Origin of the sequence: Bradyrhizobium genosp. L (assembly GCF_015624485.1) — a bacterium.
GTDB lineage: Bacteria > Pseudomonadota > Alphaproteobacteria > Rhizobiales > Xanthobacteraceae > Bradyrhizobium.
The window spans coordinates 1-12,738 of sequence record NZ_CP061378.1; the positions used below are offsets into that span (position 1 = coordinate 1).

At 66.3% G+C, this 12,738-nt stretch carries 9 protein-coding genes; 8 read left to right on the forward strand and 1 reads right to left on the reverse strand.

Translation table 11 applies throughout. From position 1 onward, the window contains the following. From dnaA to IC762_RS00035, 7 genes are all read left to right on the forward strand, one after another. Window positions 1–1,431, forward strand: coding sequence for a chromosomal replication initiator protein DnaA (gene dnaA, locus IC762_RS00005; protein WP_195786631.1), 1,431 nt, complete (start codon window positions 1–3; stop codon window positions 1,429–1,431). Between the two features lie 252 nt (window positions 1,432–1,683). Then, window positions 1,684–2,802 (forward strand): DNA polymerase III subunit beta, encoded by a 1,119-nt coding sequence (gene dnaN / locus IC762_RS00010; protein ID WP_195786632.1) that lies wholly within the window; start codon window positions 1,684–1,686, stop codon window positions 2,800–2,802. Between the two features lie 114 nt (window positions 2,803–2,916). After that, window positions 2,917–4,056 carry a DNA replication/repair protein RecF gene (gene recF, locus IC762_RS00015; protein WP_195786633.1) on the forward strand — a complete coding sequence of 380 codons (1,140 nt, stop codon included), beginning with the start codon at window positions 2,917–2,919 and terminating at the stop codon, window positions 4,054–4,056. Window positions 4,057–4,285: 229 nt separating this feature from the next. Then, the gene (gyrB, locus tag IC762_RS00020) at window positions 4,286–6,721 is read left to right on the forward strand and encodes a DNA topoisomerase (ATP-hydrolyzing) subunit B (protein WP_195786634.1); all 2,436 of its coding nucleotides are present in this window, start codon (window positions 4,286–4,288) and stop codon (window positions 6,719–6,721) included. Window positions 6,722–6,736: 15 nt separating this feature from the next. Then, window positions 6,737–8,029, forward strand: coding sequence for a UDP-N-acetylglucosamine 1-carboxyvinyltransferase (gene murA / locus IC762_RS00025; RefSeq protein WP_195786635.1), 1,293 nt, complete (start codon window positions 6,737–6,739; stop codon window positions 8,027–8,029). A gap of 75 nt (window positions 8,030–8,104) precedes the next feature. Then, a complete protein-coding gene (locus IC762_RS00030) occupies window positions 8,105–9,499 on the forward strand; it encodes an MATE family efflux transporter (protein WP_195786636.1) in 1,395 nt (464 codons plus the stop codon). Beyond that, window positions 9,496–9,969: a DUF2867 domain-containing protein gene (locus IC762_RS00035; RefSeq protein ID WP_195786637.1), complete on the forward strand. Its 474-nt coding sequence runs from the start codon at window positions 9,496–9,498 to the stop codon at window positions 9,967–9,969. The genes IC762_RS00030 and IC762_RS00035 overlap by 4 nt, the downstream gene beginning before the upstream one ends. Window positions 9,970–9,985: 16 nt before the next feature. On the opposite strand, the gene IC762_RS00040 is transcribed toward IC762_RS00035, so the two are convergent. Continuing rightward, a complete protein-coding gene (locus IC762_RS00040) occupies window positions 9,986–11,125 on the reverse strand; it encodes an FUSC family protein (protein ID WP_195786638.1) in 1,140 nt (379 codons plus the stop codon). Between the two features lie 132 nt (window positions 11,126–11,257). Here IC762_RS00040 and IC762_RS00045 point away from each other — a divergent pair, with 132 nt between their 5' ends. Further along, window positions 11,258–12,628, forward strand: a complete 1,371-nt coding sequence (locus IC762_RS00045) for an MmgE/PrpD family protein (RefSeq protein ID WP_195786639.1) — start codon at window positions 11,258–11,260, stop codon at window positions 12,626–12,628. Window positions 12,629–12,738 lie beyond the last annotated feature (110 nt).

Here is a 12,738-nt window from a genome sequence, read left to right on the forward strand (position 1 = left end):
ATGACGAACACGGAACAGGATCGCTGGTCGCGGGTGAAGGGACGGTTGCGGACGACTGTCGGCGAGGACGTCTATTCGAGCTGGTTTGCGCGGATGGACCTGGAGAGCGTGCACGACGAGAGCGTCCGCCTCTCGGTTCCGACCCGGTTCCTGAAGAGCTGGATCCAGGCGCACTACACCGATCGCGTGCTCGCCTGCTGGCAGGCCGAGATGCCCGAAGTGCACCGCATCGATCTGACCGTGCGTTCTGCGATCCGTCCGGTGGCGCCCGTCAAGGAAGCCCCTGCCGCGGTCGAAGCGCGCCCGGTGGCGCGCACCGACGGACGCCCGGCGCCGGAACTGCGCTCGTTTGCGACCGCGCCGGTCTCCGCCAATCATGATGCGCTCGGCGGCTCGCCGCTCGACCCGCGCCTGACCTTCGCAAGCTTCGTCGTCGGCCGTTCCAATACGCTGGCGCATGCGGCCGCGCGCCAGGTCGCGGAAGGACGCCGCGGCGATCCCGTGATGTTCAACCCGCTCTACATCCATGCCGGCGTCGGCCTCGGCAAAACGCATCTGTTGCAGGCCGTGACCTGGGCCGGCAATTCCGGCACCGAGCGCAAGGTGCTGTATCTCACCGCGGAAAAATTCATGTACGGCTTCGTCGCCGCGCTGAAGACGCAGACGGCGCTGGCATTCAAGGAAGCGCTGCGCGGCATCGACGTGCTCGTGATCGACGACCTGCAATTCCTGCAGGGCAAGTCGACGCAGGCCGAGTTCTGCCACACGCTGAACGCGCTGATCGATGCCGGCCGTCAGGTCGTGATCGCGGCCGACCGCCCGCCGTCGGATCTGGAGAGCCTCGATGACCGCGTGCGCTCGCGGCTCGCCGGCGGCCTCGTGGTCGAAATGGGCTCGCTCGGCGAGGAACTGCGGCTCGGCATCCTCAAGTCGCGCGTGGCCGCGGCCCGTGCCCACCATGCGACCTTCGAAGTGCCGGAGGAGGTGCTCGACTATCTGGCGCGCACCATCACCCATAACGGCCGCGACCTCGAAGGCGCGATCAACCGCCTGCTGGCGCATTCCAAGCTCAACAACCAGCCGGTCACCCTGGAGATGGCCGAGCGCGAGGTGCGCGACCTGATCCGCCCGCAGGAACCGAAGCGGATCAAGATCGAGGACATCCAGCGCGTGGTGGCGCGGCAATACAATGTCAGCCGCTCCGACCTGCTGTCGTCCCGCCGCACCGCCAACGTGGTGCGTCCGCGCCAGGTTGCGATGTACCTGGCGAAGACGCTGACCCTGCGCTCGCTGCCGGAGATCGGCCGGCGCTTCGGCGGCCGCGACCACACCACGGTGCTGCACGCCGTGCGCAAGATTGAGGCACTGGTCGCCAAGGACATCGCGCTCTCGGAAGAGGTCGAATCGCTGAAACGCCAGTTGCAGGAATAAGCCTGCCGCGCAAGATCGCCTGCGCCATCGCCCGCTCCCTTTGCATTGGGGCGGGCGAATGCTTTTTCAGGTCCAAAACGTGGGGGAACGGCCGCCGTTTCCCTTGCGCCGGCCCGCCATCCGCGCCACCTTGCGGTCCCCCCGTGGGTTTGATCAAATCCGATATTGATCCGGCTTTTCGGGTTTCAACGCCGCGGTGCTGCCATCAACGGCCGCCCGGCTCTTCCTCTGAGGGATCTGGCGGGTATTGCAATGAAGGTCACCGTCGAGCGCGCGCAACTCTTGAAATCGCTGGGTCACGTCCATCGCGTGGTCGAGCGCCGCAACACCATCCCGATCCTCGGTAACGTCTTGATCCGTGCCGCGGGCAGCGAGCTGTCGCTGAAGGCGACCGACCTCGACCTCGAGGTGACGGAGACGCTGGCCGCGGAAACCGGAACCGCCGGCTCGACCACCGTGCCCGCGCACATGTTCTACGACATCGTCCGCAAATTGCCCGACGGCTCGCAAATCGTGCTGGAGGCCGACGGCGACCGCTCGGTGCTCGCGGTGCGCGCCGGCCGCTCCCGCTTCACGCTGCAGACGCTGCCGGAGAGCGATTTCCCGGATCTCGCCGCTGGCGAGATGACGCATTCGTTTGCGCTGCCGGCCTCCGACATCAAGCGGCTGATCGATCGCACCCAGTTTGCGATCTCGACCGAAGAGACCCGCTACTATCTCAACGGCATCTATCTGCACGCGGCCGGCAGTGCCAAGGCGGCGACCCTGCGCGGCGTCGCCACCGACGGCCACCGCCTGGCGCAGATCGACCTCACGCTGCCGAAGGGCGCGACCGGCATGCCCGGCGTGATCGTGCCGCGCAAGACGGTCGGCGAGGTGCAGCGGCTGATCGAGGGCGACGCCGAGGAGATCCAGATCGAGCTGTCGCAGGGCAAGATCCGCTTCACGCTCGGCCATGTGGTGCTGACCTCGAAGCTGATCGACGGCACCTTCCCGGATTACGGCCGGGTCATCCCGCAAAACAACGACAAGGAACTGGTCGTCGACAAGAAGGATTTCGAGGCCGCGGTCGATCGCGTCTCCACCATCTCCTCCGAACGCGGCCGCGCAGTAAAGCTCGCTTTGTCCGCAGGCAAGCTGGTGCTCTCGGTCACCAACCCGGATAGCGGCAGCGCCACCGAGGAGATCGAGGTCGAATACGCCTCCGACGCCCTCGATATCGGCTTCAACTCGCGCTATCTGCTCGACATCGCCGCCCAGATCGAAGGCGAAGTCGCGGTGCTGCGGCTCGCCGACCCCGGCTCGCCGACCCTTGTGCAGGACAAGGACCACAAGGGCGCGCTCTACGTGCTGATGCCGATGCGGGTGTGATCGCATCTTCTCCTTGTCTGCGTCGTCACTAGATTGCGTCATGGCCGGGCTCGTCCCGGCCATCCACGTCTTGGCCGCAAGCAGGCGTGAGTGTCCGGCAATGACAGAGCAACCATGACCCCGTCCCGCATTCACCGCCTGTCGCTGACGCATTTCCGCAACTACCGGGCGGCGGCGCTGCAGGTCGCGGGTGATCTGGTGGTGCTGGTGGGCCCGAACGGCGCCGGCAAGACCAATTGCCTGGAGGCGATCTCCTTCCTGTCGCCGGGCCGCGGTCTGCGCCGGGCGACGCTGGAGGACATCGCCGACAATCAGGGCAACGGCTCCTGGGCGGTGTCGGCGGAGGTCGAGGGGGCGCTCGGGCTCGCGACACTCGGCACCGGCATCGATGCGCCGACCGGCGAGACGAACGGCAATTCCAGGCGCTGCCGGATCGACCGCGAGCCGGTGGGCTCCGCCACCGCATTCGGCGACCATTTGCGTATGGTCTGGCTGACGCCGTCGATGGACGGCCTGTTCATGGGCGCGGCGTCCGAACGGCGGCGCTTCTTCGATCGCCTGGTGCTGGCGATCGATTCCGAGCATTCCAGCCGGGTCTCGGCGCTGGAGCGCTCGCTGCGCTCGCGCAACCGGCTGCTCGAGGTGCGCAATTACGACGACCATTGGTGTGGCGCGATCGAACGCGAGACCGCAGAGCTTGCGGTCGCGGTCGCGGCCTTACGCGGCCAGACCGCGGCGAAACTCGCGGTGATGCTGCGCGAGCGCGGCGCGGCCTCGGCGTTCCCATCCGCCGAGATCGCGCTCGACGGCTGGATGGAGAATGCGCTGCTCGGTGAGCCCGCGACCGCGGTCGAGGACCGCTACCGCGAGATCCTGCGCACGAGCCGCCCACGCGACGCCGCCGCCGGCCGCACGCTCGACGGTCCGCATCTGACCGATTTGCAGGTGGTCTACGCGCCGAAGCACATGCCGGCGCGCGATGCCTCGACCGGCGAGCAGAAGGCTCTTCTGATCGGCCTGGTGCTGGCGCACGCCACGATGGTGGCGGAGATGACCGGCATCGTGCCGCTGCTGCTGCTCGACGAGGTCGTCGCCCATCTCGATCCCGCCAGGCGCAAGGCGCTGTTCGTGGAACTCGGCAAGCTCGGCGCGCAGGTCTGGATGACCGGTGCGGATCCCGCCGGTTTCGTCGACATCGGCCCAACCGGCGAGATTTTCGACGTCGAATCCGGCCGCGCCACACGGCGCAGCTGAAGCCGCGCGAGGGCCGTCCGAACGGCTGCGGATCCGGCTTCGAATCAAGCATTTCCGACGCCTCGGAATCGGCCTTTTGCGGCCTTGAAACAGGGCTAAAAAATCCTATTTATTCAATAGTTTGTGGATACAGACTTTGCGCTAGGCGCAACCCCTCTTTCATGGCACAAATAGCGTAATCAGCGCCTCATATTGCGCAGCTGATTCGGGACATCCTCGAAGGCCTCACATGACAGAACCTGCCCGGCAGACTCCTGCCGAACCTGAGCATCCCATTCCGGTCGAATATGGCGCGGAATCGATCCGGGTGCTGAAGGGCCTCGATGCCGTGCGCAAGCGGCCGGGCATGTATATCGGCGACACCGATGACGGCTCCGGCCTGCACCACATGGTCTACGAAGTCGTCGACAACGCCATCGACGAGGCGTTGGCGGGCCATGCGAGCCGCGTGCTCGTCACCCTCAACGCCGACAACTCCGTCACCGTGTACGACGACGGCCGCGGCATCCCGGTCGACATCCACAAGGGCGAAGGCATCTCGGCGGCCGAGGTCATCATGACCCAGCTCCATGCCGGCGGAAAATTCGACCAGAATTCCTACAAGGTCTCCGGCGGCCTGCACGGCGTCGGCGTCTCCGTCGTCAACGCGCTGTCGAGCAAGCTCGAGCTGCGGGTCTGGCGCGACGACAAGGAGCACTACATCGAATTCGCCCATGGCGATGCGGTCGCACCGCTGAAAGTGGTCGGCGACGGCCACGGCAAACGCGGCACCGAGGTCACCTTCCACGCCTCCACCGAGACCTTCAAGAACATCGAATACGACTTTGCGACGCTGGAGCATCGGCTGCGCGAGCTCGCCTTCCTCAATTCCGGCGTCAACATCGTGCTCTCCGACATGCGCCACGCGGTCGAGAAGCGCGAGGAGATGCACTATTCCGGCGGCGTCGAGGAGTTCGTCAAATATCTCGACCGCAACAAGAAAGCGATCGTGCCGGCGCCGATCATGGTGCGTTCGGAGGCCAACGGCATCGGCGTCGAGGCCGCGCTGTGGTGGAACGACAGCTACCACGAGAACGTGCTGTGCTTCACCAACAACATCCCGCAGCGGGACGGCGGCACCCATCTGGCCGGCTTCCGCGGCGCGCTGACGCGCCAGGTCAACGGCTATGCCGAGGCCAATGCCAAGAAGGAAAAGATCGCGCTGACCGGCGACGACTGCCGCGAAGGCCTCACCGCGGTGCTGTCGGTCAAGGTGCCCGACCCGAAGTTCTCGTCGCAGACCAAGGACAAGCTGGTGTCCTCGGAAGTGCGCCCGGTGGTCGAGAACGTCCTCAACGAGGCGCTGGCCGCCTGGTTCGAGGAGAACCCGAAGGAAGCCAAGGAGATCGTCGGCAAGGTGATCCAGGCCGCGGCGGCGCGCGAGGCTGCCCGCAAGGCGCGCGAACTGACGCGGAAAAATCCGCTCAGCGTCTCCTCGCTGCCCGGCAAGCTCGCCGACTGCCAGGAGAAGGATCCGGCCAAATCCGAATTGTTCATCGTCGAGGGTGACTCGGCCGGCGGCAGCGCCAAGCAGGGCCGCAACCGCGAGTTCCAGGCGGTGCTGCCGCTGCGTGGCAAGATCCTCAATGTCGAGCGCGTGCGTCCCGACAAGATGCTGTCGAGCGAGCAGATCGGCACGCTGATCACCGCGCTCGGCACCGGCATCAGCGACGATTTCGCAGTCGACAAGCTGCGCTATCACAAGATCATCGTGATGACCGACGCCGACGTCGACGGCGCCCATATCCGCACGCTGCTGCTGACGTTCTTCTACCGTCAAATGCGGGCGATCATCGATGGCGGCTTCCTCTATATCGCCCAGCCGCCGCTCTACAAGGTTTCGCGCGGCAAGTCCGAGCAGTACCTGAAGGACGAGCGCGCGCTCGAGGACTATCTGATCTCGACGGGGCTCGACGAATGCGTGTTCAAACCGGCCTCCGGCGACGACCGCTCCGGCCGGGATCTGCTGTCGCTGGTCGAGGAAGCCCGCATCATTCGCTCCGTGCTGCGCAACATGCACAGCCGGTACAATCGCGCGGTGATCGAGCAGGCGGCGATCGCAGGCGTGCTGAGCCCGAAGATCACCGGCGACGTCGCCACCGCGAAATCGGCAGCCGACTACATTGCCATGCGGCTGGACGCACTGGCCGACGAGGTGGAACGCGGCTGGGTTGGCGACTTCATCGAAGGCCACGGCTTCCAGTTCGAGCGCACGGTGCGCGGCGTCAAGGAAGTCGCAGTGATCGACGACGCGTTCCTTGGCTCGGCGGATGCACGCAAGCTCGACGAATATGCCAAGAAGCTGCAGGAAATTTACGCGCGGGCCGGCAAGCTTCGGCGCAAGGATGCAGAGCAGGCCATCCATGGCCCGATTGATCTTTTCGAGGCTGTGACCGATGCCGCCCGCAAGGGCGTCTCGCTGCAGCGCTACAAGGGCCTCGGCGAGATGAATCCGGAGCAGCTCTGGCAGACCACGCTCGATACCAATGCCCGTTCGCTGCTCCAGGTGAAGGTCAAGGAGGTCGACGAGGCCGACGATATCTTCACCAAACTGATGGGCGACGTGGTAGAACCGCGCCGCGACTTCATCCAGGAACACTCGCTCAGCGCCACCATCGATATCTAAGGGGCCTTTCTCCGCGTGCCGCCGATCCAGTACATCGTAGAAGGCGGCCGCCGGCTCTCCGGCACCATCGAGCCGTCCGGCAACAAGAATTCCGCGTTGCCGATCATCGCCGCGGCGCTGTTGACCGAGCACCCGGTGACGCTGACCAATGTGCCGCGGATCCGCGACACCGAGACCCTGGTCGAGCTGTGCCGTTCGGTCGGCGCGAGCGCCGAATGGACCGAGCGCAACACGCTGCAGATCCACGCCAGGGAGATCCGCGCCGCCGATCTCGATCCCGATCTGTGCGCACGCATCCGTGCCTCGATCCTGCTGGCGGGGCCGCTGCTCGCGCGCTGCGGTGAGGTGGCCTTGCCGCCGCCCGGCGGCGATGTGATCGGCCGGCGACGTCTCGATACGCATTTCCTCGCCTTCGAGCAGCTCGGCGCCACCGTGACCGCGACCCACCGGCTCGAATTCCGCGCCTCGCGGCTGAAGGGCGCCGACGTGTTCCTCGACGAGCCCAGCGTCACCGCGACCGAGAACGCGCTGGTGGCCGCCGTGGCCGCCCGCGGCACCACCTATCTGCGCAACGCGGCCTCCGAACCACATGTGCAGGACCTCGCGAATTTCCTGGTCGCGCTCGGTGCCAAGATCGAGGGCATCGGCACCAACACCATCACCATTCACGGGCCGGCGACGCTCGGCGGGACGACCTTCGCGATCCAGCCCGATCATATCGAGGTCGGCTCGCTGATCGGCCTTGCCGCGGTGACGCGCTCGCCGCTGCGCATTGCCCGCGCCGGCGTCGAGCACCTGCGCTCGATCCGGATGGGTTTTGAGCGGCTCGGCATCGTCTGCGGCGTCGAGGGCGACGATCTCGTCGTGCCGTCGAACCAGACCATGAAGATCCACGACGATTTCGGCGGCCACGTACCGAAGCTCGAGGATCAGCCCTGGCCGGCCTTCCCGGCGGACCTGATGTCGATCGCGATCGTCACCGCGACGCAGTGCGACGGCGTCATCCTCATGTTCGAGAAGATGTTCGAATCGCGGATGTTCTTCGTCGACAAGCTCATTGCAATGGGCGGCCGCATCGTGCTGTGCGACCCGCATCGCGCCATCGTCGCTGGTCCGAGCCGCCTGCGCGGCGCGCCGATGACCTCGCCCGATATCCGCGCCGGCATGGCAATGCTGCTCGCTGCTGTCTGCGCCGAGGGCACCTCCACGATCAACAATGCCGACCAGATCGAGCGCGGCTACGAGCGGATCGAAGAGCGGCTGAACGCGCTCGGCGCCAAGATCAAGCGAGTCCCGGCGCGAGCTTGATCGCCTGCGGCAGCTTGATTGCCTGCGGCAGCTTGGCCATGCTTTTGGCCGGCTTGCCGTGCTAAGCATCTCGCCATGACCTCCATCGGCAAGATCGCCCCGGCCGCGACGCGCGCGGCGGCCGTCCCTCGCAATCTGCTCGCGGCCGAGCTTGCGGAAACGCTGAAGCTCGCGGTGCCGCTGGCGCTGACCCAGCTCGGGCAGATCGCGATGATGACGACCGATCTCGCCTTCATCGGACGCCTCGGCAGCGAGACCGTCGCCGCCGCGGCGCTGGCGCACACCGTGTATTTCGTCAGCTTCACCATCGGCATGGGGATGGTCTCGGCGGTCTCGCCATTGGCCGCGCAGGCCTTCGGCGCCCGCGACCCGCATATGATGCGGCGCGCGCTGCGGGTCGGGCTCTGGGTCGCCTTCCTGATGGTGCTGCCGCTGATGGTGTTGCCATTCCAAGGCGAGCGCATCCTGCTCGCGCTCGGCCAGGCCCCGCTCACCGCGCATCTCGCGCAGCAATATCTGTTTGGCCTCGCCTGGGGAATCCTCCCCGCGCTGTGGTTCATCGCGCTGCGCGGTTTCATGAGTGCGGTGAACCGGCCGGAGCCGGTGCTGTGGATCACGCTTGCGGCAATTCCCGCCAATGCGCTGATGGTCTATCTCTTGCTCTACGGCAAATGGGGCATGCCCGAGCTCGGCCTGTTCGGCGCCGGGCTTGCGACCACGCTGGTCAATCTCGGCACCTTCCTCGCCGGCGCATGGTTTTGCGCAGAGCGTCGGCCATTCCGCAAATATCATGTGTTCAGCCGCATCTGGCGCATCGACTGGCCGCTGATGGGCAAACTGGTCGGCGTCGGCGCGCCGATCGCGATCGCCTTTCTGCTGGAGTATGGGTTGTTCGGCGCAGCCGGCCTCTTGATGGGGCTGATCAGCACCACGGCGCTCGCGGCACATCAGATCGCGCTGCAGATCGCGGCGATCCTGTTCATGGTGCCGTTCGGCGTCAGCATGGCGGCGACCGTGCGGGTCGGCCACGCGGTCGGCCGCCGCGACGCCGACGCGGTCCGCCGCGCCGGCTATGTCGCGGTTGCGCTGAGCGGCATCTTCATGAGCGTCATGACGCTCGCGGTGATCCTGGCACGTTTCGAGATCGCCGCGCTGTTCCTCGGCGAGGCCTCCGACACCACGGCGCAGCTCACCGCGACCTTGCTTTTGATCGGCGCGACCTTCTTCATCGCCGACGGCGTCCAGACCACCAGCGCCGGCGCGCTGCGTGGCATGAACGACACCAAGGTGCCACTGCTGTTCGCCACCATCAGCTACTGGCTGGTCGGATTCGCCTCGGCCTACGCGCTCGCCTTCTGGCTCAAGCTCGATGCCGCTGGTGTCTGGATCGGGCTGTCGCTCGGGACCGCGGTCTATGCCGCCCTCCTGATCTTGCGTTTCCGTTTGCTGGCGCGCAGATTGCGTCGATGAAGGTCGACGAAGTCACACCGAAGACGGATTCCAGCGCCCTGCTCGCAGGCGCCCAGTTCATCGATGCGTTCCGCATCGAGACCGCGCAGCCCGATCTCGACGCCCGGCGCGCAACCGAGGCGATGGTTGCGAGGCAGGCACGCTGGATCAAACTGTTGACCAGGCTGCGCAACATCCTGGTCACGCCGTTCGGCCTGAAAACGTCGGGCGCCGAACCGGGCGTGTCGCGCGACATGATCGGATTATTCCCGGTCGTCAGCGAAACGCCGGAGCGGCTGGTGGCGGGCTTCAATGACAAGCATCTGGACTTCCGGCTGGTGGTCGATGTCGATGCCGCGGGCACCGGCCGCAATGTCACGGCGACCACGCTGGTGCTGACCCACAACTGGCTCGGACGCGCCTATCTCGCTGTGATCGCGCCGTTTCACCGCCTGATCGTGCCGTCGATGCTGCGCAAGATCGCGGATTAGCTCGGCCGAACGCAAATCACGCCGCGCTCTTCGGTGCGGCATCCGCGACGATCTTCTCCGATGCCTCCTCGCTGGTGCACCAATTGTCGTGGCAGCGCTTGAGGTCGTTGAGGTTCTGTCGCATCTGCTCGAGCGAGAAGCCGAGCGCGAAGAAGCGCTCCATGGCATCGACCGGGAGGCCACGGGTCAGGCCCTCGCTGCGCACGGCGGCGACCTCGTCGCTATAGGCGTGCAGCGCCGCCTCGACCGGCGCCATGTCAGCCGTGCCGGTACCGGCGCGCAAGGAGGTCGCGACCGTCTTCATGTAGGTGACGATCGCATTGCTGACATCCGCCAGCGGCCGCGCCAGCCGGGTCTGGATATCGGCCGGGAGCGGTGTGACGGAGGCCCGTCCGATCATCACGACGTCGTGCCGCAGCCGCTGGATCGTCCGCAGCAATGGACCGGTCTCCGGCCCGGACGACAGATGCATCGAACGCTCGCGCTCGGCCTCCATGCCGGTCGTGTGCAGATTGGTCACGGCCGTGCCGATGCCGTCCTGGATCCGATGCAGCGCGTCGTTGTCGAGGCCTCGGGTCAGGCCGGCCAGCAGCTCGGCGAACGCGGCCGCGAGCAGCTCCAGCAGCTTCGATCCATTGACCCGGATCTGGCTGACCGCGCGCGACGGCAGCACCAGGAACGAGATCGCAAGCCCGGTGAGCGCCCCGACCGTGACCTCCAGCACGCGGTCGATTGCGGAATCCAGCGGATTGGATTGATGCATGGTCGGCAGCAGCAGCACGATCACCGCCGTCACCGTCGCCGAGTTCAGGCTGGGATTGAGCGAGGCGATGAAGGCCAGCGGCACGATCGCCAGCACCAGCAGCGCCAAGAGGCTGCCTTCGCCGGAATGCGGAATCAGCACGGCGATCGCGCCGCCATAGATGGCGCCGCCGATGGTGCCGAGCATGTAATCGCGCGTCGCCTTCAGCGAGCGGCCGACGCTCATCTGGGTCACGATCAACGAGGTCAGCACCGCCCAGAGCGGTAACATGAGATGAAACGCGACCGCGATCGCATAGGCCGCCACCCCCGAGGCCGCGATCCGGACCGCCAGCGCCAGCTGCGTCTTGCGGGCCCAAAGTCTGTCGAACATGCGTTTTGCGAAGGTGCTCATGCAGCGTGATCCGGAATTAATCGGGTGCCCCGTGTTAAACCATTGCGAGCATGGCTGCTGCCCGCGGCGGCAAGTCGGCTTGAACGGGTGCACCGTCCCGCCTACCCTGCGCCGCAAAATTGAGGAAACACGATGGCCCACGAAACCGCAACGCTCGCCGCCTATGTCGCCGGCCTGAAATATCAGGACATCCCGCCCGAGGTGCCGGAACGCGCCAAGGTGCTGACGCTGGATTTCCTCGGTAGCGCCATCCGCGCCCGCCGCGATGCGGAATCGACGCCCTCGCTGATGAAGATGCTGGAGGCCTTGGCGCTGGACGGCAAGGGCGAGGCCACCGTGTTCGGCGATGCGAAGACCTGGACGCCTGCGGTGGCGGCGCTGCTCAACGGCGCGCTTGGCCATTCGCTGGATTTCGACGACACCCATGCCGATTCCTCGCTGCATCCGAGTGCACCGGTGGTGCCCGCCGCGTTCGCGGTCGGCGAGATGGTTGGCGCCTCCGGCCGCGACGTGTTGACTGCGATCGTGGCCGGCTACGAGGTGTGCTGCCGGCTCGGCAACGCGCTCGACCCGACCTCGCATTACGCCCGCGGCTTCCACCCGACCGCGACCGCAGGCACCTATGGCGCGGCGGCAGCGGCCGCCAAGCTGTTCGAGCTCTCGGAAGCGCAGATCGTCTCGGCGTTCGGCGTCTCCGGCAGCCAGGCCGCCGGTTCGCTGCAATTCCTTGTCAACGGCGCCTGGAACAAGCGCTACCAGGTCGGCGCCGCCGCGATGAACGGCGTGATCGCGGCGACCCTGGCGCGCAACGATTTCGTCGGCTCGAGCGAGGCGGTCGAGGGCAAGCACGGCCTGCTGGTCGGCTACAGCGACGATGCGCATCCCGACAAGGCGGTGGCCGGTCTCGGCTCGACGTATGAAACGATGAAGATCGGCGTCAAACCGTATCCGAGCTGCCGCTACACCCATGCCGCGATCGACGCCCTGATCGCGATGCGCCGCGAGCACAATCTGACGCCGGACCAGATCCGGAAGGTCGAGATCGGCCTGCACCGCAACGGCATCACGCTGACCGGCGATGCCGCTACCAAGCGCCACCCGACTTCAGTGGTCGGCGGCCAGTTCTCGATGTTCTTCACCGGCGCGATCGCACTCGACCAGGGCCATTTCGGCTGGGACGATTATGAGCGCCTGGGCGACAAGGCGATCGACGCGCTCGCCGACAAGTTCGACGTGGTGCAGGATGATCGGTTGGAGAAGGGCCGCACCCACCCGTTCGGCGCCCGCGTCTCCATCACCACCGACGATGGCACCCATGAACGCCTCTATGCCGACCCCTCGGGTGAGCCGACCTCGTTCCCCGACGCGCAGGCGATGCAGCAGAAATTCCTGACGCTGGCCCGTCCGGTGCTCGACAAGCGCGCCGACCAGCTCGCGGATGCGATCCTCTCGCTGGAGCGATTCGATCGCGTGGAGAAGGCGACGCAGCTGGGACGGCAGTAGTTCAATGCTGTCGTCCCGGCGAAGGCCGGGACCCATACGCCGCGGCCCGTGTTGTGAACGGGACTCGTCGTTCCAACATCGCACAACAAGTTGCATTTGTGGTTATGGGT

Bases quoted from the DNA above. Each gene is read 5' to 3' on its own strand.
- dnaN (WP_195786632.1), top strand. From the start codon at position 1,684: ATGAAGGTCACCGTCGAGCGCGCGCAACTCTTGAAATCGCTGGGTCAC.
- IC762_RS00035 (WP_195786637.1), top strand. From the start codon at position 9,496: ATGAAGGTCGACGAAGTCACACCGAAGACGGATTCCAGCGCCCTGCTC.
- IC762_RS00040 (WP_195786638.1), bottom strand. From the start codon at position 11,125: ATGAGCACCTTCGCAAAACGCATGTTCGACAGACTTTGGGCCCGCAAG.
- gyrB (WP_195786634.1), top strand. From the start codon at position 4,286: ATGACAGAACCTGCCCGGCAGACTCCTGCCGAACCTGAGCATCCCATT.
- IC762_RS00045 (WP_195786639.1), top strand. From the start codon at position 11,258: ATGGCCCACGAAACCGCAACGCTCGCCGCCTATGTCGCCGGCCTGAAA.
- IC762_RS00030 (WP_195786636.1), top strand. From the start codon at position 8,105: ATGACCTCCATCGGCAAGATCGCCCCGGCCGCGACGCGCGCGGCGGCC.
- dnaA (WP_195786631.1), top strand. From the start codon at position 1: ATGACGAACACGGAACAGGATCGCTGGTCGCGGGTGAAGGGACGGTTG.
- recF (WP_195786633.1), top strand. From the start codon at position 2,917: ATGACCCCGTCCCGCATTCACCGCCTGTCGCTGACGCATTTCCGCAAC.